This window comes from Mitsuaria sp. GD03876, from assembly GCF_029840635.1.
Taxonomy (GTDB): Bacteria; Pseudomonadota; Gammaproteobacteria; order Burkholderiales; family Burkholderiaceae_C; genus Roseateles.
The window spans coordinates 19,334-44,991 of the sequence record NZ_JAOCCU010000010.1 but is presented as its reverse complement, the minus strand read 5'-3'; the positions used below and the strand labels follow the sequence as shown (position 1 = coordinate 44,991).

Here is a 25,658-nt window from a genome sequence, read left to right as displayed (position 1 = left end):
AGAAAAGACGATGTCCCCCTGCCCACGCCGCTTCGCCCGCCTCGCGCTGGTCTCGGCCGTCGCGCTCGCCCTGGCCGCTTGCGCGGCGCTGCCCGACACCGGCCCGCTGGCCACCCCGCGCCCCGTCGACGGCTACGCCGCGACCCGGGCCCTCGAGGCCGCCCGCGCCGACTGGCCGGCCGACGCCTGGTGGCGCGCCTACGGCGACGCGCAGCTCGACCAGCTGGTCGACGAGGCGCTCGCCGGCTCGCCCTCGATCGCGACCGCCCAGGCCCGCCTGGCTCGGGCCGAATCGGTGGTGCAGACCTCGCGCGCCGCCACCCGCCCGCAGCTCAAGGCCAATGCCTCGATCACCGGGCAGAAGCAGAGCTACGAGTACCTGACGCCGCGCGCCGTGACGCCCGACGGCTGGAAGGACTACGGCCGCGCGACGCTGGACTTCTCCTGGGACCTCGACTTCTGGGGCCGCAACCGCGCCGCGCTCGCCGCCGCGCTCTCCGACGCCGAGGCCGCCCGCGCCGACGCCGCGCAGGCACGGCTGATGCTCGCCGCGTCGATCGCCTCGGGGTATGCCGAGTTCGCCCGCCTGTGGGCGCTGCAGGACACCGCCGAGGCCGCGCTCGCCGTGCGCGCCAAGACGGTCGACCTGTTCCGGATGCGCCGCGAGAACGGCCTGGAGACGCTCGGCAGCGTGCGCCAGGTCGAGGCCCGCGCCGCGATGGCCGAAGCCGATTTGCTGTCGGCCCGCGAGCAGCTGCAATTGCAGCGGCATCGGCTGGCGGCGCTGGCCGGCGCCGGTCCCGACCGTGGCCTGGCGCTGGCCCGGCCGCAGCTGGACATCGCCCGCGACTTCGGCCTGCCGGAGCAGCTCCCCGCCCAGCTGCTCGGCCGCCGGCCCGACATCGTCGCCGCCCGGCTGCGCGTCGAGGCGGCGCTCGGCCGGGTCGACTCGGCCACGGCCGCCTTCTATCCGGACGTCAACCTGACCGCCTTCGCCGGCATGCAGTCGCTGGGCCTGTCCAAGCTGACCGATGGCGGCGCCTTCACCGGCAGCATCGGCCCGGCGATCTCGCTGCCGATCTTCGACGGCGGCCGGCTGCGCGGCCAGTTGCGCGGCGCGCGCGCCGACGCCGATGCCGCCGTCGCCAGCTATGACCAGGCGGTCGTGCAGGCGCTGCAGGAGGTCGCCGACATCGCGGCGAGCGAGCGCGCCCTCGGCGGCGAGCTGACCAGCACCGATGCCGGCGTCGACGCCGCGCGCGAAGCCTGGCAGATCCAGCAGCGCCGCTACGCCGGCGGCCTGTCCACCTACCTCGAGGTGCTGACGGCCGAGGACGCCTGGCTCGCCAACCGCCGCACCCAGACCGATCTGCGCTCGCGCGCCTTCACCCTCGACGTCGCATTGAAGCGCGCATTGGGCGGTGGCTACGGCGCCGCGCCGCGTTCCTGATTCCGCCCCGACCGACCCGACAAGAACCCCGAGAGAAAGCGAGTTCCCCATGTCCGAAGCCACCCTGCCGCGCGCCGCGGCCACGCCGTCCGCGAAGTCCGCCCTGCATCCCGCCGATCCGGCGCATGACCTGCCGGCGCCAGCCCCGGCGCGTCCCGAGGCGCGCAAGAAGCTGTTCACGGTGCTGGCGCTGACCGTCGTCGCCGCGGCGGCCGGCGTCTTCGTCTACGAACACTTCTTCGCCTCGCACTACGTCACGACCGAGAACGCCTACACCGCCGCCGAGACCGCGCAGGTCACGCCCTTCGTCGGCGGCATCGTCCGCGAGGTGAAGGTCTCCGACACCCAGGCCGTGCGCCGCGGCGACGTGCTGGTCGTGCTCGACGACACCGACGCCCGCCTCGCGCTGGAACAGGCCGAGGCGGAGCTCGGCCGCGCGCAGCGGCGCGTGCGCGGCTACGTCGCCAACGACGCCAGCCTGGCCGCGCAGATCGCCGCGCGCGACTCCGACCGCAGCCGCGCCGACGCGCAACTCGCCTCGGCCGCCTCGGACCTCGAGCGCGCCAAGGTCGACCTGCAGCGCCGCGAGGCGCTGGCCGACTCCGGCTCCGTCTCCGCCGACGAGGTCACCCGCGCCCGCAACGCCTTCCAGACCGCCAGCGCCGCGCTGGCCGCCGCCAAGGCCGCCGCCGCCCAGAGCAGCGCCAACCGCGTCGCCGCCGTCGGCCAGCGCGAGGCCAACGCCACGCTGATCGCCGGCACCACCGAGGCCGCCAACCCCGAGGTCGCCCTGGCCCGCGCCAAGCGCGACCAGGCTCGCGTGAACCTGGAGCGCATGGTCGTGCGCGCCCCGGTGGACGGCGTCGTCGCCAAGCGCGCCGTGCAGCTGGGCCAGCAGGTCGCCGCCGGCGCGCCGCTGCTGGCCATCGTCCCGCTCGGCCAGGTCCACGTCGACGCCAACTTCAAGGAAGGCCAGCTCGACAAGGTCCGCATCGGCCAGCCGGTCGAGGTCGAGTCCGACCTCTACGGCCGCGCCGTCGTCTACCACGGCACCGTCCAGGGCCTGTCCGGCGGCACCGGCTCCGCCTTCGCCGCGATCCCGGCGCAGAACGCGACCGGCAACTGGATCAAGGTCGTGCAGCGCGTGCCGGTGCGCATCGCGCTGGACCCCAAGGAACTCGCCGCGCGCCCGCTCCAGGTCGGCCTGTCGATGACCGCCACCGTCGATACCCGCGCCGACAGCCGCGCCAAAGCCCGCGCCGACGGGGAGGCTCGTGCCGACAACAACGCCGACGACAACGCCGACAAGAGCGCCGACAAGAGCGCCGACAAGAGCGCCGATATCCGGGCCACGGGCGCCGGCCAGTGACCCGCCGACAAGGAACCTCGCCATGAACGCCGCCGTCCCCGACGACCAGCGCCCGCTCGAAGGCGGGCAGCTGTGGCTCGCCGCGATCGTGCTCGCCGCCGCGAACTTCATCGCGGTGCTGGACATGACGATCGCCAACGTCTCCGTCCCCGACATCGCCGGCAGCCTGGGCATCAGCTCGAGCCAGGGCACCTGGGTCATCACCTCCTACGCGGTGGCCGAGGCCTGCATCGTGCCGCTGACCGGCTGGATCGCCGGCCGCTTCGGCGCGGTCCGCGTCTTCGCCACCGCGATGGTGCTCTTCGGCCTGTGCTCGATGCTGTGCGGCCTCTCGCCGACGCTCGGCATGCTGGTCACCGGCCGCGTGCTGCAGGGCCTGTCCGGCGGCTCGCTGATGCCGCTGTCGCAGACGTTGCTGCTGCGCATCTTCCCCAAGGAGAAGGCCGGCGGCGCGATGGCGCTGTGGGCGATGACGACGCTGGTCGCGCCCATCCTCGGCCCGATCCTCGGCGGCTGGCTCTGCGACGCCTTCGCCTGGCCGCTGATCTTCTTCATCAACGTGCCGATCGCGCTGATCGTCGCGCCGGTGGCCTGGCGCATGCTGCGCCGCTACGAGACGCCGCTGGAGCGCAAGCCGATCGACCGCGTCGGGCTGGTGCTGCTGATCGTCTTCGTCGGCGCGCTGCAGCTGATGCTGGACCTGGGCAAGGAGAAGGACTGGTTCGAATCCACCGAGATCATCGCGCTGGCCGTCGTCGCCGCCGTCGGTTTCGTCGCCTTCCTGATCTGGGAGCTCACCGAGCCGTATCCGATCGTCGACCTGCGGGTGTTCCGGCACCGGGGCTTCGCCGTCGGCGTGCTGACGATCGCGCTGGGCTTCGGCGCGATGTTCGGCGCCAACGTGCTGACGCCGCTCTGGCTGCAGAGCTACATGGGCTACACGTCGACCTGGGCGGGCCTGGCCACGGCCTGGTCCGGCGTGCTCGCGGTCGCCGCCGCGCCGATCGCCGGCAAGCTCGCCGGCAAGATCGATCCGCGGCCGCTGGTGTTCTTCGGCCTGGCCTGGCTGGGCGCCGTCATGGTGCTGCGCACGGTGGGCACCACGCAGATGGGCTACTGGCAGGTCTCGATCCCGCTGCTGCTGATGGGCGTGGGCATGCCCTTCTTCTTCGTGCCGCTGACGGCGCTGTCGCTGGGCAGCGTGGAGCCCCAGGAGACCGCCTCCGCCGCCGGCCTGCAGAACTTCGTGCGCACGCTGTCGGGCGCGGTCGCGACCTCGCTGGTCACCACCAGCTGGGAGAACCGCACCACCGCGATCCACGCCGACCTGGTCGGCGACCTGGACCGCTCGGGCGAGGTGATGCGCTCGCTGACCGGCCTGGGCCTGGCGCCGGACGCCCGCAACGGGATGCTCGACAGCCTGCTGACCGGCCAGAGCGTGATGCTGGCGACCAACCAGATCCTGTGGATCGTGGCGGCGCTGTTCCTGGTCTCCGCCTTCGCGATCTGGCTCGCGCCGCGGCCCACGCGCACGGTGGAGATGAGCGAGGCCGGTCACTGAGCGCGCGGGGACGCGATGACCCTCGACCCCGATGTCCCGCATCCCGCCCGCCGGCAGTACGTGCTCAAGCTCGACCGCGACGCCGCGCCGGGGCAGGGCGCCGTCAGCGGGCGGCTCGAGAACCTGGCCACCGGCCGGGCCTTCGAGTTCCGCGACGTGGCCTCGCTGCTCCAGGGCCTGGCCAGCGAGCTCGAGGAGCAGCAAGAAAGCCCGCCGGCGTGAGCCTGGCGGGCTTTTGTCCTTGGGTCGCGAGGTTCAGTCGAAGACCGGCGTCTCCACGCCCAGCACCTTGTGCAGCTTCGGGCTGGTGGTCGTGTACTGCAGGTGGACGCGCTTCTCGGGGTTGATGATCGGCATCGCGCCGAACGCGGCCAGCGCGGCCTCGTGGAAGCCCGACAGGATCAGCTTCTTCTTGCCCGGGTAGGTGTTGATGTCACCCACCGCGAAGATGCCGGGCACGCTGGTCTGGAACTTCTCGGTGTCGACCTGGATCTGCTTCTTCTCCAGCGCCAGGCCCCATTCGGCGATCGGGCCGAGCTTGGGCGACAGGCCGAAGAACACCAGCACCTGGTCCGCCGGCACGACGCGCGTGACGCCGTCGCCGCCGGTGATCTTCAGGCCCTTGAGCGCGTCCTCGCCCTCGTCCACGTCCGCCACCTGGCCGACCATGAACTGCATCTCGTAGGCCTCGCACAGCTCCTTCATCTTGGCCACCGAGGCCGGCGCGGCGCGGAAGCCGTCGCGGCGGTGCACCAGGATCACGCTCTCGGCCTTGTGCGGGTTGCCGTCGGCATTGCCGGCGCAGAAGTTCAGCGCCCAGTCCAGCGCCGAGTCGCCGCCGCCGATGATCACCAGGTTCTTGCCGGCGAACTGCGCCGGGTTGCGCACCCGGTAATGGACCTGCGAGCCCTCGTACTTGTCGATGCCCTCGACCTTCAGCGTGCGCGGCTGGAACGAGCCCACGCCGCCGGCGATGAAGATGGTCTTGGTCAGGAACTGCGTGCCCTTGCTCGTGGCGACGAAGAAGCGGCCGTCCTCCTGCTTCTCGACGGTCGTGACCTCCTGGCCCAGATGGAAGGTCGCGCCGAAGGGCTCGATCTGCTTCATCAGGTTGTCGGTCAGTTCCTTGCCGGTCACCACCGGCAGCGCCGGGATGTCGTAGATCGGCTTGTCGGGATAGAGCTCGATGCACTGGCCGCCGGGATAGGCCAGCGAGTCGATGATGTGGGCCTTGATCTCGAGCAGGCCCAGTTCGAACACCTGGAACAGGCCCACCGGGCCGGCGCCGACGATGACGGCATCGGTTTCGATCACGCCCGCGTGCGGGGCCGAGGTCGCTTCAGTCACTTGCGTTTCCATTCTTTTTCGAGAGGAGGGGAAGATCGGTCAGCGCACCAGCTGGTCGATCTTGCCCGTCTTGTCCTTCCACTCGTCGGCGTCGGGCAGGGGCGTCTTGCGCTTGGTGATGCTGGGCCACTTCTTGGCCAGGTCCGCGTTCAGCTTGATCATGATCTGCTGGTCGCCGGGCACGTCTTCCTCCGGCACGATCGCGTTCACCGGGCACTCCGGAATGCAGACCGCGCAGTCGATGCATTCATCGGGATCGATGGCCAGGAAGTTCGGGCCCTCGCGGAAGCAGTCGACGGGGCAGACATCGACGCAGTCGGTGTATTTGCAGCGAATGCAGGCTTCGGTGACGACGTGGGTCATAGCGGCTCTTCTAGTGGCGGGGCCGGCTCGGGGCCCTGGAAAATCAGCGATCCCCGGGCGATCCCCTGACGACGGGACCGGTCGGCGCTGACGGAAAACGGGAGATTTTAATCGTTCGGGCTTTGCGCCCGGGCTGACGGCCCCTTGGCGCCAAGGTCTTGGGCCGAGGCCTCGGTCGCGTATTCGCCCACCGCGTCCCCGGCGCCCTGGGCGCCCGCCGCGTCGGTGAGGCCGGCCGCGGCCAGGCCTCGCGCCGGCGTCGACCCGGTCGGCGCGGCGCCGGCGCCCACGATCACGACCGTCGGCCGCCCCCGGTGCAGCATCGACGCGGCGCCCAGCGAGGCGACGTCATGCTCGCTGGCCAGCGCGTCCGCGCAGCCGGCCCGCGACACGACGCTCACCGGCGTGCCGGCGTCCCAGCCGGCGGCGACCAGCCGGCGCGACAGCGCGGCCAGCTGCTGCCCGGCCATGTAGAACACCTCGGTGTCGGCCGACTTGCCGGCCTGGAGCTCGCCTTCGCGCGTCATCGCGGTGGTCAGCGCGACGCTGCGGCCCGCGCCGCGGCGCGTCAGCGGCCGGCCGGTCTGCGCCGCCGCGGCGATCGCGGCGGTCACGCCGGGCACGACCTCGTAGGCGATGCCGGCCTCGGCCAGCGCCTGCAGTTCCTCTTCCAGCCGGCCGAAGATGCTGGCGTCGCCGCCCTTGAGCCGCACGACGACCGCATGCGCCCGCGCCTCGCGGACCAGCGCCGCGTTGATCGCCGTCTGCTTGGTCGAGTGGCAGAAGCCGCGCTTGCCCACGTCGATCCAGGTGGCCCGCGGCGCCATCTCGCGCAGCGCCGGATCGGTCAGCGCGTCGTACAGCACGACGTCCGCCGCGGCGAGCGCGCGCGCGCCGCGCAGCGTGATCAGGTCGGCGGCGCCGGGTCCGGCGCTGACGAAGAGGACGCGTCCCATGGCGGTCTCCGGGCTCCGGCTCAGCGCACCAGCAGCGCGCCGCTGGTGCGGTTGCTGGTGGGGTCGACGACGATCAGCGCGCCGCCGACGCGGTTGTCCGCGTAGGGCTGCAGCGGCAGCTCGGCCTGCAGCTCGACGGTGACATGGCCGATCTCGTTGACGGACAGCTCATGCGCCTCGGTCTCGGCCAGCGTCTGGATGTCGACGCGGTGATCGATCGCGGCGATGCGGGCCTGGACCCAGCGGTTGCCGTGACGCACCCAGTACTTGCGGCCGATGACGGCCGGTTCGGTGTCCAGCCAGGCCAGCGTGGCCTCGAACGCGCGGCGCGGCGTGGCCGCGCCCGGCGCGACGACCCAGTCGCCGCGCGACACGTCGATCTGGCGGTCCAACAGCAGGCCGGCCGATTCGCCGGCCACGCTCGCGGCCACCGCCTCGCCGGCGCGGCGCAGCTCGGCCACGATCGCGGTCTGGCCGTTGGGCAGGACCTGCACCTCGTCGCCGACCTGCACCTGGCCCTGCGCGATCCGTCCCCACAGCACGCGCGGGTTGTTGCCGGTGCCGTCGCCGTCCTTGGCCACGTACTGGATCGGCAGCGCCAGCGGCGCCTCGACGGTTTCCTGCACGGTGGGCAGCGACTCCAGCACCTGCAGCAGCGACGGGCCGTCGTACCAGTCCGCCTCGAGCGGCTGGGTCACGTTGTCGCCGCGCAGCGCGGACACCGGCACCACCGCGGTGACGCGGATGCCGGCGGCCTGGGCGAACTTCTCCAGCGCGGCCGAGACCTTGCGGAAGGCGTCGCCGGGATTCGCCGCCGCGTCGATCTTGTTGATCGCGAAGACGATGCTCGGCACGCGCAGCAGGTGCGCCAGCAGGCTGTGGCGGCGCGTCTGCGGCAGCAGCGGCACGTCCTCGACCGACAGGTCCAGCTTGGTCACGTCCACCAGCACGACCGCGGCGTCGCTGCCGGCGGCGGCGGTGACCATGTTGCGGGTGTACTGCTCATGGCCGGGGGCGTCGGCGATGATGAACTTGCGCTGCTTGGTCGCGAAGTAGCGGTAGGCCACGTCGATGGTGATGCCCTGCTCGCGCTCGGCCTCCAGGCCGTCGGTCAGCAGGCTCAGGTCGATCGGCTGGCCCGCGGCGCGCTTGGCCAGCGTGTCGAGCTGGTCCGCCAGGATCGCGCGGCTGTCGAAGAGCAGGCGCCCGATCAGCGTGCTCTTGCCGTCGTCGACGCTGCCGGCGGTCAGGAAGCGCAGCGCGCGGTGCGTCGTGTCGACGTCGGATTGATGGATCTTGTTCACGGTGCTGGCGGGGCTCGGAGTGCTCGCGGTGCTCGGGGCGTTCAGGACGGCGCTCATCAGAAATAACCTTCCTTCTTGCGGCGCTCCATCGAGGCGTCGGAGGTGCGGTCGTCCATGCGGGTCGCGCCGCGCTCGGAGACCGTGACCGTCAGCGTCTCGGCCACGATGTCCGCAGCGTTGGCGGCCGGGCTCTCCACCGGGCAGGTGCAGGTCATGTCGCCGACGGTGCGGAAGCGCACCTGCGCCGTCTCGACGGTCTCGCCCGCTTCCGGCGGGGTCACCTCGGTCAGCGGCACCAGCAGGCCCTTGCGGCGGATGACCTGGCGGTCATGCGCGAAGTACAGCGACGGCAGCGGGATGTTCTCGCGGGCGATGTAGAGCCACACGTCCAGCTCGGTCCAGTTGCTGATCGGGAAGGCGCGGAAATGCTCGCCCGGGCGGATGCGGGTGTTGAACAGGTTCCACAGCTCGGGCCGCTGCTCCTTGGGCTGCCACTGACCGAAGCTGTCGCGGTGGCTGAAGATGCGTTCCTTGGCGCGCGCCTTCTCCTCGTCGCGGCGGGCGCCGCCGATGAGCACGTCGAAGCGGTGCTCCTCGATCGTCTCCAGCAGCGTCACCGTCTGGTGGCCGTTGCGCGACTCCAGCGGATGCGACAGGCGGATCGTGCCCTTCCTGATCGAGTCCTCCAGGTGGCCGACGACCAGGCGCTCGCCCATTTCCTCGACGCGGCGGTCGCGGAACTCGATCACCTCGGGGAAATTGTGGCCGGTGTCGACGTGCACCAGCGGGAAGGGCAGTTTGCCGCTGAAGTCGTTGCCGGCGATTCGGCGCTTGAAGGCCTTCTCGGCCAGGCGCAGCACGACGCACGAGTCCTTGCCGCCGGAGAACAGCAGGGCGGGGCGCTCGAAGGCGGCGGCGACCTCGCGCAGGATGAAGATGGCCTCTTCCTCGAGGTGGTCGAGGTGGCGGTGGTCCGCCAGCGGCAGCAGTTGTTCGAGGTTCACGGGGGCGTTCATGCCGGAGCTCCGGAGGTCTCTGGGGATTCGGGGGTGTGGGTCGCGTGGAGACCGCATTCCTTCGAGCTATCTTCCCACCACCACCGGCCGGCGCGGAAATCCTCGCCGACGGCGATCGCGCGGGTGCAGGGGGCGCAGCCGATGCTGGGCATGAACTGGTCATGCAGCGGGTTGTAGGGCACGTCGTGCTGCTGGACGTAGTGCCAGACGTCGGCCCAGGTCCATTCGGCCAGCGGATTGACCTTGACGCGGCCCGGGCCGTCGGCGGTCGTCTCCGTCTCGCGGAAGGGCACCTCGGCGCGGTTGGCGCTCTGCTCGCGGCGCAGGCCGGTGATCCAGGCGGTGCGGCCTTGCAGCATGCGCGCCAGCGGCTCGAGCTTGCGCACGCCGCAGCAGGCCTTGCGCAGCTCGACGCTGCGGAACATCGGCTCCTCGCCGTTGGCGCGGACGAAGTGGACGACCTGCTCGGCCACCGGCGCGAAGACCTCGACCGCCAGGCCGTAGCGCTCCTGGATGCGGGGGATCAGCGCCAGCGTCTCGCCGTGCAGCTTGCCGGTGTCCAGCGTCGCCAGCGCGATCGGCAGGCCGTGGCGGGCGATCAGGTCGGTGATGACCATGTCCTCCACGCCCAGCGAGGTCGACTGCAGCGCGCCCGGGCCGAAGTCGGCCGCGGCCTGCCGCAGCACCTCGACCGTGCGCGCCAGGCGCTCGTCGAAGCCCGCGGTCTTGCGCGCGTAGAGGCCGATCGCCGAGCCGGCGCCGCCCGCGCCGGGCAGGGCCGAGACCGCGTCCGGGCCGGCGATCGGCGTGACGTCCAGCGACGACACCTCGCCGCTCATCTCAGGCCTCCGCCTTGCGGGCGAACAGCGGGCGCGTCTCGTTGACGTCCGCCTGGTAATGGCCGGGGAAGAAGCCCAGCGCGCGCTCGGCCGCTGCCTGGTTCTGGTCGCCGCGCAGCTGGACCGCGTCGACGCCGCAGCGCTGCAGCAGCGGGAGCATGTCGACCAGCACCTCGCCGATCGCGCGGACCTCGCCGGCGAAGCGCAGCCGCGAGCGCAGCACGTGCGCCTGGCTGTAGGCGCGGCCGTCGACCCACTTCGGGAACTGCAGCACCACCAGCGCCAGGCGCGGCAGGTCGGCCTTGAGCTCCATCACGTCGAGGTCGTTGGGCAGGATCACGCCGGTGGCCAGGCCGTCGGGCCAGGTGTCGCGCACGGCATGCCACTGCTCGAGCGTCAGCAGCTTGTGGTCGGCGGCGGCCGGATGCGGTTGCGGGCCGTCCTCGCCGGCGCAGGTGTGCCAGGGGTCTTGGGCCTTGGAGACGAACTTCATGATGACGGCGCTCAGTGTTGGACAGCGGTGGAGCGGCGGATCGCGTTGGTCGCCTGCTTGAAGGCGTCCAGCCCGATGCGGCGGACCGTCTGGAGGAAACGCTCGCCGGCCTCGCGCTCGCGGCGGTAGGTGGCGATCACGGCCTCGACCGCGTCGGCGGCCTCGTCGGCGGCGAAGGACGGGCCGATCACCTTGCCCGGCACCGCGGTGCCCGACAGCGTCGAGCCGTCCGAGCCGCCCAACGTGATCTGGTACCACTCGCTGCCGTCCTTGTCGACGCCGAGCACGCCGATGTGGCCGCTGTGGTGGTGGCCGCAGCTGTTGATGCAGCCGCTGATGTGCAGGTCGATGTCGCCGATGTCCCAGAGCTCGTCCAGGTCCTGGAAGCGCTCGGTGATCTCGGTCGCCACCGGGATCGAGCGCGCGTTGGCCAGCGCGCAGAAGTCGCCGCCGGGGCAGACGATCATGTCGGTCAGCAGGCCGATGTTCGGGGTCGCGAAACCGTGTTCCTTCGCGGCCTCGAACAGCGCGGGCAGGTCGCTCTCGCGGACCCAGGGCAGCAGCAGGTTCTGGTCGTGGGACACGCGCAGCTCGCCGTGGCTGTAGCGGTCGGACAGCGCGGCGGCGGCGTCCATCTGCGCGTCGGTGATGTCGCCCGGCGGCAGGCCGACGCGCTTGAGCGACAGCGTCACCGAGCGGTAGCCGCCGACGCGGTGCGCGTGGACGTTGCGCTCGAGCCAGCGGCGGTAGGCCGGGGACGCGCCTTCGAGGATGTCGATCGAGGCGGCCGGCGCGACGCCGGCCGGCTCGACGAAGCTCGCGGCGACGCGCGCCAGCTCGGCCTCGGGGATGCGCTGCTCATGGCTGCCGGCGTCGTCGCTCAGGATCGCCTGGTACTCGGCGTTGACGGCGTCGAAGAAGGCCTGGCCCTCGGCCTTCACCAGGATCTTGATGCGCGCCTTGTACATGTTGTCGCGGCGGCCGAAGCGGTTGTACGTGCGCACGATCGCCTCGAGGTACAGCAGGATGTCCTGCCACGGCACGAAGGCGTGGATCTCCTGGCCGACGATCGGCGTGCGGCCCATGCCGCCGCCGACGAAGACCTGGAAACCGACCTGGCCGGCGTCGTCCTGGCGCAGCTGCAGGCCGATGTCGTGCCAGGCGATGGCGGCGCGGTCTTCCTTCGCGCCGGAGATCGCGATCTTGAACTTGCGCGGCAGGAAGGCGAATTCCGGATGCAGCGTCGACCACTGGCGCAGCACCTCGGCATAGGGGCGCGGGTCGATCAGCTCGTCGGCGGCCACGCCGGCGGTGACGTCGCTGGTGATGTTGCGGATGCAGTTGCCGCTGGTCTGGATGCCGTGCATGTCGACATCGGCCAGCAGGTCCATCACGTCGGCCGACTGCGGCAGCGGGATCCAGTTGAACTGCAGGTTCTGGCGCGTGGTGAAGTGGCCGTAGCCGCGGTCGTGCTCGCGGGCGATGCGGGCCAGCTGGCGCAGTTGCGTCGACGACAGCACGCCGTAGGGCACGGCGATGCGCAGCATCGGCGCGTGGCGCTGGATGTACCAGCCGTTCTGCAGGCGCAGCGCGCGGAAGTCGTCGTCTGGGAGCTGGCCGGCCAGGTGGCGTTCGAGCTGGTCGCGGAATTGCGCGGCGCGGGCGTGGACGAACTGGCGGTCGAAATCGGTGTAGGCGTACATGGCGTCAGCGGGTCCGGCGGGGTTTCATGAAGGGCCCGCCGCGTCATCTGACACCGCGGCTGGCGCCCTGGGCTGGCCGGGAGTCTGGACTCTATGAACGCTTTATATATATGAGAACTACAAATTCGTAGATTGCTTATGGGTGAATAAGCATATGAGCGGGGTTGCAAAGCGCCTCATCCCGCCCGCTTTCGCCCCTCAGCCGGTGGCCAGCCGACGCAGCGCCGCGATCTGATCGGCGATGCGGGGCGGCAACGGCTCAATCCCGTCGAGGATCGCCCGGATCAACGCCGCGTTCGCCGCGGGCTCGCAGGCGGGGGAGAGCGGCCAGTCCAGGTCCTCGTTGCTTGCCGGGTTGAGATCGAGCGCTTGCCCGTTCGCGAAGCCTTGCAGGTGGGCCTTGCGGCGCAGGTGCAGGTAGGCCTCGCCCTCGCTGGCGCGCATCAGCAACGCGCTGCCGCCGTCGGCGCTGAGCGCCGGAAGCGCCTCGCCCATGCTGTCGACGTACTCGGGATGGGTGACCGCGACCACGCGCACGCTGCGGCCGGGCAGCGGATCGAGCAGCTTGGCCACGCTGTGGCTGCTGTTGCGCAGGCCCAGGCGAGGGCGCAGCGCCATCATGGCGTCCAGGCCGGGGTGGATCGCGGCGGTCGGCAGGATGGCCAGGCGATCGGCGGCCAGCCGCCGGCCCGCTTCGGCGACGTCCGCCGCCACCGGCAACCCGAGCGCCTCGAACAGTTCGAAGGGGCTGATGCGGCTGTCGAAGTCGTGCCGGCCATGGATCAGCACCGGGATGCCGTCGCGCGCCAGCAGCATCGCCACCAGCGGCATCAGGTTGGCCTGCTTGCGGGCGCCGTTGAAGGTCGGCAGCACGACGGTCCGGGGACCCGCCGGGGCTTCGACGCGGGCCGCGCCGGCCTGCATCGCCTCGACGAAGCCGAGCAGCTCCTCGAGGCTTTCGCCCTTGATGCGCATCGCGATGAGGATCGCGCCGCGCTCCAGGTCCGGCACCGTGCCGTCGAGCAACTGGCCGAACAACTCGCGGGCTTGGTCGCGCGTCAGGTCGCGGGCGCCTCGGGCGCCGCGGCCGATTTCCTTGAGGAGAGGGGCATAAAGCATGAGGCGCGCATCTTACGAGCGCGCCTCATGGGGTGGGTGCCGTCCGGGGCTCGTCAGCGGAGCCTCCCGATCACGGCGCGGGTCGCCGCGACCTCAGGCGGCGACGGCCGCCGGGCGGGCTTCCGCGGCCGCCGGCGCGGTCGGCAGGCCGAGCTCGCCGAACAGGTCCTTCGGATCGGCCATGTCCGGCACCAGCGCCAGCTGACGGCCCAGTCCCAGCGCCTGGGCGCGGTCGCCCAGCCAGCGCAGCGTCGCGAAGTCCTCCAGCGCGAAGCCGACCGAGTCGAACACGGTGACCTCCTCGGCCGAGCGGCGCGCCGGGGCCTCGCCGCGCAGCACGCGCCAGAACTCGGTGACCGGGAAATCGGCCGGCATCTGCTGCACGTCGCCCTCGATGCGCGACTGCGGCTCGTACTCGACGAACACGCTGGCGCGCTCCAGCACGCCGCGGTGCAGCTCGGTCTTGCCCGGGCAGTCGCCGCCGACGCCGTTGATGTGCATGCCGGGCTCGACCATCTCCGGCGTCAGGATCGTCGCGTTGCGCTTGTCGGCGGTGACGGTGGTGACGATGTCGGCGCCGCGCACCGCCTCGGCGGTGTCGCGGGCGCGGACCAGCGTCAGGCCGTCGATGCGCGACAGGTGGCGGACCAGCTTGTCGGTCGCGGCCGGGTCGACGTCGAACAGGCGGATCTCGGTGATGCCGAGCAGGTAATGGAAGGCCAGCGCCTGGAACTCGGCCTGCGCGCCGTTGCCGATCAGCGCCATCGAGCGCGATCCCTGGCGGGCCAGCGAACGCGCCGCCAGCGCCGAGGTGGCCGCGGTGCGCAGCGCCGTGCTGAGCGTCAGTTCCGACAGCAGCGTCGGCGTGCCGGTGGCGACATCCGCGAGCACGCCGAAAGCCATGACGGTGGGCAGGCCCACGCGGTGGTTTTTGGGGTGACCGTTGACGTACTTGAAGCTGAACTGCGAGGTGTCGGAGATCGGCATCAGCTCGATCACGCCGTCCTCGGAGTGGTTGGCGGTGCGGGCGCTCTTGTCGAATTCGCTCCACCGGACGTAGTCGTCGGCGATGTAGCGGGCGAGGGTCTCGAACGTGGTGGCCAGGCCGTCGTGGCGGACGACGCGGGCGACGTCGAGGGTGAGCAGGAGGGTCGTCATCGGCGATCTCATCGCAGTGGGAATGCCTCCATTCTTCGGATCCGCCTGTCAGCAGGAAGCCAAAGAACTGATCAATAATCGAAGACGCCTGTGCATTTCGTCAGAGTCGATTGACGTTTTGACGTGAAATCCGGGTTAACCCTGGGCGCTGTGCGCGCGATGCGCCATCGTGGTGCATCCAGCGAACAGCGTGGACGGAGCCCCATGGACACCCTCGACCATCAACTGATCGCGCTGCTGCGCCAGGACGCGCGGGCCAGCATCGCCACGCTGGCGCACAAGCTCAAGGTGTCGCGCGGGACGGTGACCAACCGGCTCACCCGGCTGGAGGACAGCGGACAGATCGTCGGCTACACGGTCAAGCTGCGCGCGGACGTGGCCCAGCCGCACATCGCCGCGTGGATGAGCATCGCCGTGGAGGGCAACCGCACCCGCGAAGTCGTCGGCATCCTGCTGGGCGAGCCCGGCGTGGCGGGCCTGTTCGACACGAATGGACGCTGGGACCTGCTGGCCGAGTTGCGCGCCGACAACCTCCAGGAGCTGGCGGAGATCCTGGAGCGGGTGCGCCTGATCAAGGGCATCGGCGCGACCGAGACCAGCATCCACCTGCAGACCTACAAGCTGGGATGACGGGCATGAGCCCGCGGGCGCCAGAGAGGCAGCCGAGGGGCGCCGCGATCGACGTGTGATCAGCGCGGGATCAGGGCGGGGGCGCCGACGCGGCGGGGCCGGGGTCGTCGTCCGGCTCCGGGGCGTCCGGCACGAGTTGGAAGCGGTCGTCGATCAACTCGATCCGCGTGCGCTGCACCACCGGCCGCGGCGACGGGCAGTCGCCCTCGTTGAAGCGCAGCACGATCTCCACGCGCGGCCCGCGGCCCGGACTCAGCACGCTGACGCCCGAGGTCTGCGGCGCCGCGCCCGCGCCGCAGGCCAGCGGGCCGGGCTTGTCGTCGAAGCCGAGCTCGGCCGCGAGCTGCACCTCGCCGCCGCGTTCCAGCAGCAGCCGCTCGCCGCGCGATTCGCGGCCGCGGTCGATGTCGTGCCGGCGGCTGCGCAGCGCCCAGCGCTGGTCGTCGAGCTGCAGCAGCTGCAGGTCCTCGTCGCCCGAGCCCGGCGCGCCCGGCATCAGCAGCAGTCCCTTGGCGCGCAGCTGCCAGCGGCCCTGCGCGTCGGCGGCCAGCACCGCCGCGCCGAGCGCCGGCACGCACGCGGCGCAGCGGAACTGCTCGCGCGGCCCCGGCGTGAGTTGGTAGACCAGCATCAGCTTGTCGACGTCGCGTTCCACGTAGCGGGCGCGGAAGACCTCGCGCACCTCGGCGCGCAGCGTCGGCGAGCGGCCGCCGAAGAAGGCGGCGACCTTCGCGTCGCGCCAGGCGTTGCCGCCGTAGACCATCTTCATCGCGACGTCCGGCTTGGGCGGCGAGTCGATGGCGATGGGCACCTGGGCCTGCGCGGCGGCGGCGGCCAGCGGCGCGAGTGCGCGCAGGAGCCGCGCGGCGCGGCGGGCGAGGGCAGGGGGAGGCGGCACGAGGGTCTCGTCGGTCGGGCGAAGGCGCCATCATCGCCGAGCCGCTACATTCCCCGCCCATGAGCCGTCCCTCGACCGATGCCCCGGTGATCCGCAGCCTGCTGGAGACCGACCTCTACAAGTTCACGATGTGGCAGGCGATGCTGCATCGCCATCCGCAGGCGCAGGCCGAGTACCGCTTCGCCTGCCGCAACACGCCGCAGTACCCGCTCGCGGAGCTGGTGCCGGACCTGGAGCGCGAGATCGACCACCTGTGCGGGCTGAGCTTGCGCGCCGACGAGCTCGACTACCTGCGCGGCCTGCGCTTCATGCGGCCCGACTTCATCGACCTGCTGCGCATCTTCCGGTTCCAGCGCGACTTCATCTCGGTGCGCGCCGACGGCGAGCGGCTCGAGATCGTCGTGCGCGGGCCGCAGGTGCACGTGATGGGGTTCGAGATCTTCGTGCTGGCGATGGTCAACGAGCTGTACTTCCGGCGCTTCGACCACGGCGCCGCGATCGAGGAGGGCCGCCGCCGGCTGGCGCGCAAGATCGAGACGATCCGCGCCTTCGAGCGCGACGAGGCGCCGCGCCGCCACCCGTTCCTGTTCTTCGACTTCGGCCTGCGCCGGCGCTTCTCCGGCGCCTGGCACGAGGAGGTGTTGCGCACGTTGCGCGACGAGCTGCCGCAGACCTTCCGCGGCACGTCCAACGTGCTGCTGGCCAAGGAGCTGGGCCTGATCCCGATCGGCACGATGGCGCACGAGTACCTGCAGGCCTACCAGGCCACCGGCGTGCGGCTGCGCGACCACCAGAAGGCCGCGCTCGAGGACTGGGTGCAGGAGTACCGCGGCGACCTGGGCATCGCGCTGACCGACGTGATCGGCATGGACGCGTTCCTGGCCGACTTCGACCTGTACTTCGCCAAGCTGTTCGACGGGCTGCGCCACGACTCGGGCGATCCCGTCGAATGGGGCGAGAAGGCGCTGGCGCACTACGACAAGCTGCGCATCGACGCCAACACCAAGCGCCTGGTCTTCTCCGACGCGCTGGACATGCCCAAGGCGCTGTCGCTGTACCGGCACTTCGCGGACCGGGTGCAGCTCGGCTTCGGCATCGGCACGCAGCTCAGCAACGACGTCGGGCTGCCGACGCTGAACATCGTCATCAAGCTGACCCACGTCAACGGGCAGCCGGTGGCCAAGCTGTCCGACAGCCCCGGCAAGACGATGTGCGAGGACCAGACCTTCCTGGCCTACCTGCGGCAGGTGTTCAACGTGCCGACGCCGACCTAGCGCGGTCCCCTTCAGTCCCGGTGCGCCGTGATCCGATGGACGATCGGCCCGGCCAGCAGCGGCGTCGGCTTGCCCTCGACCCAATCCTGGTGTCCCGCGCCGTAGAACGGCGACATCGGATGGCCGCTCTGCCCGCCGGGCATCGACAGCCTGCCGTGTTCCTCGCGCCCGGGCGACACCACCAGCCGCTCCGACTGCCCGAACGCCGGGCCCGCCACGTGCGGCAGGTTGCTGTCGCCCGACTGCGGCACCGACGGCATGTCCAGCCAGCGCGACAGCAGCGGGATCGCCTTGGCCAGCGGATGCTGGATGCGGCTGGCGTTCTGCGCGCCCCAGGTCGCGGCGCCGAGGTTGCCGTCCGGCGCGATCTCCCGGGCCGCGCCGTCCAGCTGCGCCAGCAGCAGCGCGTTCCAGTCCGCGAAGGCGCCCGGCAGCAGGTGGGCGGGCCGCTCGTCGACAGCGCGCGCGGCGCTGTACTCGAACTGCCCGCGCCATCGGATGTGGCGCTTCGGATCGAGCTGCCGTTCGCCCAGCGCCGGCAGCGTCCAGGCGTCCCACAGCGTGTCCAGCACCCGCAGCCGCGCCTGGCGCACCAGCCGGTAGGCGGCGGAATCGGCATCGGCGCGGCCGTTCCAGTTCTCCAGCAGCTGGACGAAGGCCTTGTGCGTCGGGTGCGTGGCCGCGTCGGTGCGCGCGGCCGCGAGCAGCCGCGCCGCCCAGGTCTTGAGGAATCGCGCCTCGTCGTCCGCGTGGATCGCGCCGATCGAGGCCTCGTCGTGCTTGTCGCGCTCGGACAGCCGGTCGCGGATCTGGCGCGCGCGGGCGCCGAGGTCGAAGCCGCCGTCGCCGATCAGCTCGCCCGGCGTGCCGTCGAGCTGCCGGTTGTTGGCGGTCCACAGCTGGCCCCGGGCCGGCGACAGCACCTGCGGCGCGCGGTCCGGGTCGAGCCAGTCGCGCCGCATCGCCGACGGCGCGACGAAGCGGCCGTAGGCCTCGGGCAGGCCCGGCTGCGCCCACAACCGGCCGGCGATCGTCCAGCCGATCTGGCCGTCGCGGTCGGCCGCCAGCAGGTTCTGGTGCGGCATGCCGGCGCGCTGCGCCAGCGACAGCGCCTCGCTGACGTGCTTGACGCCCAGCATCCGGTCCAGCTCGAGGTTGTAGGCCGCGCCCTGGTGGCCGATCCAGTGCAGCGCGAAGCGGCGCTGGCCGTCGACCGTCACCACCGGCGCGCCGCCGATCTCGCGCACCTCCATCGTCACCGCCGGCCGGCCCTGGACCTCCAGCGTCTCGGTGCGGGTCTCGAGCTTCGCGTCGGCCGGCACCTCGACCCAGTCGAACCACTGGCCGTAGGCGTTGGTGAAGCCCCAGGCCACCGTGCCGTTGGAGCCGGCCACCAGCGCGGGCAGCCCCGGCAGCGTCACGCCGGCGGCGCGCACGCCGCTCGCTCCGGCGCCGATCTGGAGCTGCGCGCGGTACCAGATGCTGGGCACGCCCAGGCCCAGGTGCATGTCGTCGGCCAGGATCGCGCCGCCGTGCGTGGTGCGCGAACCCGCCACCGCCCAGTTGTTGCTGCCGATCACCGGCGGCTCGTCGTCGCCGTCGCTGTCGTCGTCCTCGGTCGCGGTCAGCATCGCGGCGGACGGCGCGCCGGAGCGCGTGACCGCGCTCGCCGGGCCGCTCGCACCGGTCGCGCCGGTCGCTCCGGCGGGGGTGCTGGCGCCATCGAGCGGCGCCTCCACCTTGCGGCGCACGTCCAGTTGCGCCGGCGTCGGGATCGCCGGCGGCGGCAGCTCGCTGCCGTCCAGCGCCGCGTCCCAGCGCCCGCCGCGCGGATACAGCCAGTCGAAGACGGCGTCGCCGGCGCGCTCGCGCAGCAGCGCGCGCTCGAAGCCGACCTCCACGCTGCCGGACTGCAGCATGAAGTACATCTCCGCGATCACCAGCAGCGAGTCGACCGGCGTCCAGTCCTGCGGCCGCGCGCGCAGCAGCAGGTACTGCCAAGGCCGCATCGGCAGCGCGTGCAGCCCGGCGTTGACGCCCTCGGCGTAGGCCAGCAGCAGCAGCCGGTCCTCGCCGGAGAGCTGCTCGAAGCGGTCGGTCAGCCGCGCGCGCAAGCGGTGCACGCGCCGCGTCCGGTCACGGTCCAGCGCCTTTTCCCCGAACAGCGCCGACAGCTCGCCGGCGGCCGAGCGCCGCGTCAGGTCCATCTCGAAGAAGCGTTCCTGCGCATGCGCGTAGCCCAGGCCCCGGGCGACATCCAGCCGCGTGCGGCCCTCGACCACCAGCGTGCCCCGCTCGTCGCGGCCCAGGCTCACCGGCGCGCTCAGGCCGGGGATCTCGGCGTCGCCGTCGAGCTGCGGCAGGCTCGCGCGCACGGACGCCCAGGCCGCGATCGCCGCGGCGATCAGCAGGATGGGCAGCCCGATCAGGCCGCGGACGGTCCAGCGCCGCAGCGCGCTCGTTCGACTCATGTGCACTCCAGTTGGGCGCGCGATTGTGCGTGCGGCCTGCAACAGGCCTGCTACAGCGTTTCCCTAGAATCGCGCGCCATGTCCCGAGACGACCGCGACCCTACCGCATCCCCTGTCCCTCAGCCTGCCGTCATGCCGCCGACCCACCCGTCCCGCCGCCGCTGGCTGGGCGCCGCCGGCGCGCTCGGCCTGACGCTGCTGGGCGCCTGCTCGACGCCGACGACGACCTCGTCGCCGCCACCGGTCGTCGCGACGCCCGATCCCGGGCTGCCCACGCCGGTGACGCCCAAGCCCGTGCCCAAGCCGCCGCGCGTGGGCCTGGCGCTGGGCGGCGGCGCGGCCCGCGGCTTCGCCCACATCGGCGTGATCCAGGTGCTGGAGGAACAGGGCATCAAGGTCGACCTGGTGTGCGGCACCTCGGCCGGCAGCCTGGTCGGGGCGCTGTACGCGGCGGGCCGCAGCGGCAAGGAGCTGCAGGCGGTGGCCGAGCAGATGGACGAGGGCGCGATCACCGACTGGACCTTCCCGATGCGCGGCCTGATCCGCGGCGAGGCGCTGGCCCGCTACGTCCGCCAGATGACCGGCAACCGCGGCCTGGAGCAGTTGCCGCTGCCGCTGGGCATCGTGGCGACCGACCTGGGCGACGGGTCGCCGATCCTGTTCCGCCAGGGCGACGTGGGCACCGCGGTGCGCGCGTCCAGCGCGGTGCCGGCGGTGTTCCAGCCGGTCAAGATCGGCAACCGCGAGTACGTCGACGGCGGCCTGGTCGCGCCGGTGCCGGTGCGCTTCGCGCGCCAGATGGGCGCGGACCTCGTCATCGCCGTCGACATCGGCGAGCCGCCCGATCCCAAGATCCCGGGCGACGCGATGCGCATGCTGATGCAGACCTTCTCGATCATGGGCAAGTCGATCAACCAGTACGAGCTGCAGGGCGCCGACGTGGTGCTGCGGCCCAAGCTGGACGGCTTCAGCGGCGCGGACTTCACGACGCGCCGCCGCGCGATCGCGCTGGGGCGCGACGTGGCGACGGCGATGCTGCCGGAGATCCGTCGCAAGATCGCGGCGAAGACGCGCTGAGCGCGGCGGCCGGTCAGCGCGTCCCGGGACGCGGCCGCTGGCGCGTCACCAGGATGTCGTGCAGGACCGGCAGCCGCGCGGGCAGCAGGTCCGACGCGTCCAGCGTCCGCCGGCGGCCCTCCGCCGGCCAGAACGAGGTGACGATGTTCAGCGCCATCGCCGGGCTCTCGGGCCAGCGGACGCGCTCGTGCAGCGGCAGCAGCCGCCCTTCCTGGTCCAGGTCCAGCCGCGACAGCGTGTCGTGGTGCCAGCCGCTGTCCTGGAAGAAGCGCACGCGGCCCGGATCGTCGATGCGCAGGGCCAGCATGCCCCGGCCCTGCCTGTCCAGGACCGGCATGCGGCTTCCGCCGCTCTGGCCGTCGTCGTCGATCACCACCTGGCGCTTGCCGCCGGTCATCTCGACGCTGGCCGTCCGGACCTTGCCGCCCTGGCGCAAGTCGTAGAACGGAAGGCGGTTGCCGCTCTCCGGTTGCCACGACAGGAGCTTGCCGGACGCTTCCAGGTGGACGCCGGAGCGGTCAGGGTGAGGCATCTTGAAACGGACGATCCAGGTCGGTTGCTCGTGCGCCTGCCAGCCCGGCAGCGTCACCTGATACCGCTGGGTCAGCACCCTGCGGTCCTTGCTGACCCACAGCGGGCCGCCTGCCGGCGCCTTGATCCTGCGCACCAGTTCCGGCGACGCGCACCAATGGCCGGGCTGGTGGTAGCCGGTCATGCCGGCGCGCCGGCTCAGCGGGGCCCCGCAGACGACCGGCCGCAGCACCTTGGGCGCGAGGGGGCCGTGTTCGCCCGGCGCCAGGCAGGTGGTGGCGTCGAGGGACTTGCACATCACGTCGCCGCGGGGATTGGTGGCCAGGATCACCGGATAGCCCAAGGGCCGGTAGTTCGTCCATTTCGCGAACAGGTTGGCGTACGCGTCGTTGCACCAGTGGTCCAGCCGCTCGTAACCCGTCCGGCGGTCGTCGTCGGGCTGGTCGCAACGGACGGGACGGGCCAGGGCGGGGTCCGGCATGTTCAGGCTGCAGCGCTCGCCGTCCTCGCTGTAGCACTGGACCTCGCCGGTCTCGTCCAGCCGGAAGTGCAGGTTGTTCCAAGGCGTCCACGGGCCCGGGACGGGCGCCGGCGCGCTCGCCGCCGGGGACGGTTGCGGCACCGGCTCGGGCCGCCGGTGCGGCAAGTGCTTCTTGTGCGATTCGACGGCGGCGTCGATCGACGCGAGCTCGTCTTCGGCGGCCGCCAAACCGCTGGCGGCGCCCAGCGACAGCGCCGCCAGGAGGTGGCGCGTGAAAACAGGGGATGGGAAGGGCAAGGTCGGACCTCCAGGGACAAGGAGGCCGATCAGTGGCCGAAGCCGGCGGGCCGACATGGCCAATGCGAAGGTCTGGCGGTTCGGTGGCCCAGAGGTCCGGAGGCCCGGACGAGGAGGCCTCGCCGCTACAGCCGTTCGCCGCGCGCGCTCGCCTCGATCAGCTTGTCCAGCCGGGCGAGCTGCGTCTCGGGTTTCTTCGCGCTGAGGATGTGCCAGATGACGGTGCGGCGGTAACCGTCGGGCTGCGCCTGGAAGAAGGCCCAGGCGTCGCCGTTGCGCATGAAGATCACCTCGTGCGCCGGCGACAGCTCGACCAGCTCCTTGGGCTGCTCGAACGCATAGACGCGGGACTTCTCTTCCTGCCGGCGCTCGAACGCGGCCAGGCCGGCCGCGGTCATCCGGCCTTCCCGGATCAGCGCTTCGGCGCGGCCGATGTTGACCGCGCTCCAGATCGACACCGCCTTGCGCGGCGTGAACCGGATCTTGTAGCGCTTGTCGTCGATGCGGGTGCGCACGCCGTCGATCCAGCCGTGGCACAGCGCCTCGTCGACCGACTCGGGCCAGGCCAGGCTGGGCTCGCCGGTGGCGCGCTTGTGGAAACCGACCACGACCTCGGTGGCCGTGGCGGCGTGTTCATCGAGCCAGGCGCGGAAGGCCGCGGCGTCGACGAAGAAGATCGGGGTGCGGGTGGCCATGGGGCGCGAGTATGCCCCGCGGCCCTCACGCCACCTTGAAGACCGAGACCACCTCGGCCAGGCGCTGCGCCTGCTCGCGCAGCGAGCCCGAGGCGGCGGTCGATTCCTCCACCAGCGCGGCGTTTTGCTGCGTCATCTGGTCCAGGTGCGCGACCGCCTGGTTGACTTGCCCGATGCCGTCGCGCTGCTCGGTCGCGGCCGCGGCGATCTCGCCCATCAGGTCGGTGACGCGGCGCACGCCGTGCACGATCTCGTCCATCGTGCGGCCGGCCTCGGCCACGTCGGAGGTGCCGGCCTCGACCGTCTCGACCGAGCGGGTGATCAGCGTCTTGATCTCCTTGGCCGCCTCGGCGCTGCGCTGCGCCAGCGTGCGGACCTCCGAGGCCACGACTGCGAAGCCCTTGCCGTGCTCGCCGGCGCGGGCCGCTTCCACGGCCGCGTTCAGCGCCAGGATGTTGGTCTGGAAGGCGATGCCGTCGATCGTGCCGATGATGTCGGCGATGCGGGTCGAGGAGGCGCTGATCTCCTGCATCCGCGTCACCACCTGCGCCACCACGCGGCCGCCGCGGCTGGCCGTCTCGGCGGCGCTGCCGGCCAGCTGGTTGGCCTGGCGGGCCGTGTCGGCGGACTGGCCGACCGCGCCGGTCAGCTGTTCCATGCTGGAGGCGGTCTCCTCCAGGTTGGAGGCGGTCTGCTCGGTGCGGGCCGACAGGTCCTGGTTGCCGACGGCGATCTGCGACGAGGCGCTGGAGACCGACTCCACGCCGTCGCGCACCTGGGCCACCACCGACTGCAGCTGGCCGACCATGCGCAGCAGCGCGGTCTGCAGCTGGGCGACCTCGTCGCGGCCGCGCACGCGCAGCGTGCGGGTCAGGTCGCCGGCGGCGACCGCCTCGGCCAGCACGACCGAGTCGGCCAGCGGGCGGGTGATCCTGCGGGTGATCAGCAGGCCGAGCCCGGCGCCGATCGCCACCGCCAGCAGCGTCATGCCGCCGACCAGCCAGCGGCTGCGGGCATAGATCTCGTCGCCGAGCCGGTCGGCCGCGGCGGCGCCCTGGGCATTGAGCTCGACCAGGTCCTCCAGCGCCTTGCCCAGCGCCTCGTAGCGGGGCAGGCCGTCGACGGCCAGCATGCGCTTGGCGGTCTCCTCGTCGCCGCCGCGCGCGGCCTCGACCATCCGGGTGCTGTGCGCGAGGTACTCCGCCCACAGCGCGCGGATCTGGCGCAGCTTCTCGCCCTCGGCCGGCGAGGACGCCAGCTTCTCGTAGGCGTTCAGGCGCTGCTCGATCGACTGGCGGGCCTGCTCGACCTTGTCCGCGTCACTGGCGCGCGAATTGCCCTCGGAAAGGAAGAGCCGGTACTCCCGGGTGCGGAAGCGGGTGACGTCCTGGTTGATCGCCTGGGCGGCGCGGGCCGACGGCAACCAGTTCTCGGCCATGTCGGAGGCGGTGTCGTTGACACGGCTCAACTGGAAGGTGGCCACCACGCCCAGCAGCGCGGTGATCAGGAGGACGCAACAAAAGGCCAGGCTGAGCTTGGCGCCGACGGACAGACGATCGAGCATGACGGACTCTCGGGTGGGGGAAGGACCCGCCAGGCGCGGGCATGCCGTTTGCAGTCATTTTCGTACGCGTACGCGTCCAGCAAACGTCCTTCACAACCAGGGTTCGTGAGGATTTAACGTGACTCCCGGTATGAGATAACGTACGCCGACAATAACCAATTGAGACAGGAACGCCGTGCGAAACACCGATCAGGACTCCGACCGCGAGCGGCCCCGGCTGCGCCGCGGGCCCGCCGAGATGGCGGCGCTCAAGCGCGAGATGCTGGAGCGCGCACGCAAGATCTACCGCGACGAGGGCGTCGAGGCGCTCAGCATGCGGCGCCTGGCGCAGGAGCTGGGCATCTCGACGATGGCGATCTACAGCTACTTCGAGAGCAAGAAGGCGTTGCTGGACGGCCTGTGGATCGAGGTGTTCGAGTCGCTGACCGACGAACTGCTGGACGCGTCCAAGGGCCAGCGCGGGCCGCGCAAGGTGCTGGAGGCCCACACCCGCTGTCTGCTGGACTTCTGGGAGCGCCATCCGGAGCAGTTCCGCATGATCTACATGTCGCTGACGCAGACCGGCACGCTCGAGGAGATCGGCCAGTCGCAGCAGCCGGTCTACAACCGGCTGCTCGGGCTGATGCGCGAGCGGGTCGCGGCCTGCGCGCCGGACGGCATCGATCCCGACGAGCCGGCCATCCGGTCGCTGTGCGACCAGATGTCGGTGCGCACGATGGGCTACCTGATGATGGTGATCGGGCTGCCGCGTTATCCGCTGTTCGACCGCGAGGCGCTGCGCGAGCACACGGTGCAGGGCGTGTTGCGCGACGTCGCGGACGAGTTCGGCCGTGCCTCGGGTGCCGGCGCGCCGCTGGCGTCGGCGACGCAGAACGGCGTCCCGCCGGCCCAGCCCAGCCCGTCGTCCAACGGTTGAATGGGCCTGGCGCGGCCAGGCGCCGGTCCCAGGTCGATCGCCCGCCGGTCGTCACTCGCGCCGGTCACTCGCCGGTCGTCGCGCGCCCGCGTCCCGGGCATCCGTGCGAAGGGCGTCAGCCCGCGGGCACCGCGCAGGTGCTGGTG

The 25,658-nt window shown here is 71.8% G+C and carries 23 protein-coding genes; 8 read left to right on the top strand and 15 right to left on the bottom strand.

What is annotated here, in order from left to right:
- Nucleotides 1–10 precede the first annotated feature (10 nt).
- Genes N5D62_RS08300 through N5D62_RS08285 form a run of 4 tightly spaced genes read left to right on the top strand, consistent with a single transcriptional unit; the run spans nucleotide 11 to nucleotide 4,602 of the window.
- Nucleotides 11–1,450: an efflux transporter outer membrane subunit gene (locus N5D62_RS08300; RefSeq protein ID WP_279757223.1), complete on the top strand. Its 1,440-nt coding sequence runs from the start codon at nucleotides 11–13 to the stop codon at nucleotides 1,448–1,450.
- Between the two features lie 49 nt (nucleotides 1,451–1,499).
- Nucleotides 1,500–2,819, top strand: coding sequence for an HlyD family secretion protein (locus N5D62_RS08295; protein ID WP_279757222.1), 1,320 nt, complete (start codon nucleotides 1,500–1,502; stop codon nucleotides 2,817–2,819).
- A 22-nt stretch (nucleotides 2,820–2,841) separates the two neighbouring features.
- Complete coding sequence (locus tag N5D62_RS08290) at nucleotides 2,842–4,380, top strand: DHA2 family efflux MFS transporter permease subunit (RefSeq protein WP_279757221.1); 1,539 nt, start codon at nucleotides 2,842–2,844, stop codon at nucleotides 4,378–4,380.
- 15 nt (nucleotides 4,381–4,395) lie between these two features.
- Nucleotides 4,396–4,602 (top strand): hypothetical protein, encoded by a 207-nt coding sequence (locus N5D62_RS08285; protein WP_279757219.1) that lies wholly within the window; start codon nucleotides 4,396–4,398, stop codon nucleotides 4,600–4,602.
- A 33-nt stretch (nucleotides 4,603–4,635) separates the two neighbouring features.
- Here the strand turns inward: N5D62_RS08285 and N5D62_RS08280 are convergent, their stop codons facing one another.
- The 10 genes from N5D62_RS08280 to N5D62_RS08235 all read right to left on the bottom strand — a co-directional run bounded on the left by N5D62_RS08280 (nucleotide 4,636) and on the right by N5D62_RS08235 (nucleotide 14,678).
- Entirely contained in the window at nucleotides 4,636–5,739 is a 1,104-nt protein-coding gene (locus N5D62_RS08280) for an NAD(P)/FAD-dependent oxidoreductase (RefSeq protein ID WP_279757218.1), read from the bottom strand.
- A gap of 27 nt (nucleotides 5,740–5,766) precedes the next feature.
- The gene (gene fdxA / locus N5D62_RS08275) at nucleotides 5,767–6,090 is read right to left on the bottom strand and encodes a ferredoxin FdxA (RefSeq protein ID WP_279757217.1); all 324 of its coding nucleotides are present in this window, start codon (nucleotides 6,088–6,090) and stop codon (nucleotides 5,767–5,769) included.
- Nucleotides 6,091–6,197: 107 nt separating this feature from the next.
- A complete protein-coding gene (gene cobA / locus N5D62_RS08270) occupies nucleotides 6,198–7,046 on the bottom strand; it encodes a uroporphyrinogen-III C-methyltransferase (protein WP_279757216.1) in 849 nt (282 codons plus the stop codon).
- A 20-nt stretch (nucleotides 7,047–7,066) separates the two neighbouring features.
- The gene (locus tag N5D62_RS08265; RefSeq protein ID WP_279757215.1) at nucleotides 7,067–8,407 is read right to left on the bottom strand and encodes a GTP-binding protein; all 1,341 of its coding nucleotides are present in this window, start codon (nucleotides 8,405–8,407) and stop codon (nucleotides 7,067–7,069) included.
- Complete coding sequence (gene cysD, locus N5D62_RS08260; RefSeq protein WP_279757214.1) at nucleotides 8,407–9,366, bottom strand: sulfate adenylyltransferase subunit CysD; 960 nt, start codon at nucleotides 9,364–9,366, stop codon at nucleotides 8,407–8,409. Before cysD ends, N5D62_RS08265 begins: the two co-directional genes overlap by 1 nt.
- Nucleotides 9,363–10,205, bottom strand: coding sequence for a phosphoadenylyl-sulfate reductase (locus N5D62_RS08255; protein ID WP_279757213.1), 843 nt, complete (start codon nucleotides 10,203–10,205; stop codon nucleotides 9,363–9,365). Before N5D62_RS08255 ends, cysD begins: the two co-directional genes overlap by 4 nt.
- A gap of 1 nt (nucleotide 10,206) precedes the next feature.
- The gene (locus N5D62_RS08250) at nucleotides 10,207–10,698 is read right to left on the bottom strand and encodes a DUF934 domain-containing protein (protein WP_279757212.1); all 492 of its coding nucleotides are present in this window, start codon (nucleotides 10,696–10,698) and stop codon (nucleotides 10,207–10,209) included.
- 11 nt (nucleotides 10,699–10,709) lie between these two features.
- Nucleotides 10,710–12,401 carry a nitrite/sulfite reductase gene (locus N5D62_RS08245; RefSeq protein ID WP_279757211.1) on the bottom strand — a complete coding sequence of 564 codons (1,692 nt, stop codon included), beginning with the start codon at nucleotides 12,399–12,401 and terminating at the stop codon, nucleotides 10,710–10,712.
- Nucleotides 12,402–12,599: 198 nt separating this feature from the next.
- Nucleotides 12,600–13,520, bottom strand: coding sequence for a DNA-binding protein YbiB (ybiB, locus tag N5D62_RS08240; RefSeq protein WP_279757210.1), 921 nt, complete (start codon nucleotides 13,518–13,520; stop codon nucleotides 12,600–12,602).
- A gap of 93 nt (nucleotides 13,521–13,613) precedes the next feature.
- Nucleotides 13,614–14,678, bottom strand: a complete 1,065-nt coding sequence (locus tag N5D62_RS08235) for an ornithine cyclodeaminase (RefSeq protein WP_279757209.1) — start codon at nucleotides 14,676–14,678, stop codon at nucleotides 13,614–13,616.
- A gap of 204 nt (nucleotides 14,679–14,882) precedes the next feature.
- On the opposite strand from N5D62_RS08235, the gene N5D62_RS08230 reads away from it, so the two are divergent.
- Complete coding sequence (locus N5D62_RS08230; protein WP_279757207.1) at nucleotides 14,883–15,308, top strand: Lrp/AsnC family transcriptional regulator; 426 nt, start codon at nucleotides 14,883–14,885, stop codon at nucleotides 15,306–15,308.
- 70 nt (nucleotides 15,309–15,378) lie between these two features.
- On the opposite strand, the gene N5D62_RS08225 is transcribed toward N5D62_RS08230, so the two are convergent.
- Entirely contained in the window at nucleotides 15,379–16,206 is an 828-nt protein-coding gene (locus tag N5D62_RS08225) for a hypothetical protein (RefSeq protein ID WP_279757206.1), read from the bottom strand.
- Between the two features lie 59 nt (nucleotides 16,207–16,265).
- Here N5D62_RS08225 and pncB point away from each other — a divergent pair, with 59 nt between their 5' ends.
- Nucleotides 16,266–17,480, top strand: a complete 1,215-nt coding sequence (gene pncB / locus N5D62_RS08220) for a nicotinate phosphoribosyltransferase (RefSeq protein WP_279757204.1) — start codon at nucleotides 16,266–16,268, stop codon at nucleotides 17,478–17,480.
- A gap of 11 nt (nucleotides 17,481–17,491) precedes the next feature.
- Here pncB and N5D62_RS08215 read toward each other — a convergent pair whose 3' ends face one another.
- Nucleotides 17,492–19,951, bottom strand: a complete 2,460-nt coding sequence (locus tag N5D62_RS08215) for a penicillin acylase family protein (protein ID WP_279757203.1) — start codon at nucleotides 19,949–19,951, stop codon at nucleotides 17,492–17,494.
- A gap of 132 nt (nucleotides 19,952–20,083) precedes the next feature.
- On the opposite strand from N5D62_RS08215, the gene N5D62_RS08210 reads away from it, so the two are divergent.
- A complete protein-coding gene (locus tag N5D62_RS08210) occupies nucleotides 20,084–21,028 on the top strand; it encodes a patatin-like phospholipase family protein (RefSeq protein WP_279757202.1) in 945 nt (314 codons plus the stop codon).
- 13 nt (nucleotides 21,029–21,041) lie between these two features.
- Here N5D62_RS08210 and N5D62_RS08205 read toward each other — a convergent pair whose 3' ends face one another.
- The 3 genes from N5D62_RS08205 to N5D62_RS08195 form a co-directional block, all read right to left on the bottom strand.
- Nucleotides 21,042–22,337 carry a hypothetical protein gene (locus tag N5D62_RS08205; RefSeq protein ID WP_279757201.1) on the bottom strand — a complete coding sequence of 432 codons (1,296 nt, stop codon included), beginning with the start codon at nucleotides 22,335–22,337 and terminating at the stop codon, nucleotides 21,042–21,044.
- 125 nt (nucleotides 22,338–22,462) lie between these two features.
- Nucleotides 22,463–23,032 carry a YdeI/OmpD-associated family protein gene (locus tag N5D62_RS08200; RefSeq protein ID WP_279757200.1) on the bottom strand — a complete coding sequence of 190 codons (570 nt, stop codon included), beginning with the start codon at nucleotides 23,030–23,032 and terminating at the stop codon, nucleotides 22,463–22,465.
- A 25-nt stretch (nucleotides 23,033–23,057) separates the two neighbouring features.
- Complete coding sequence (locus N5D62_RS08195; protein WP_279757199.1) at nucleotides 23,058–24,596, bottom strand: methyl-accepting chemotaxis protein; 1,539 nt, start codon at nucleotides 24,594–24,596, stop codon at nucleotides 23,058–23,060.
- Nucleotides 24,597–24,771: 175 nt separating this feature from the next.
- On the opposite strand from N5D62_RS08195, the gene N5D62_RS08190 reads away from it, so the two are divergent.
- A complete protein-coding gene (locus N5D62_RS08190) occupies nucleotides 24,772–25,512 on the top strand; it encodes a TetR/AcrR family transcriptional regulator (protein ID WP_279757198.1) in 741 nt (246 codons plus the stop codon).
- Nucleotides 25,513–25,658 lie beyond the last annotated feature (146 nt).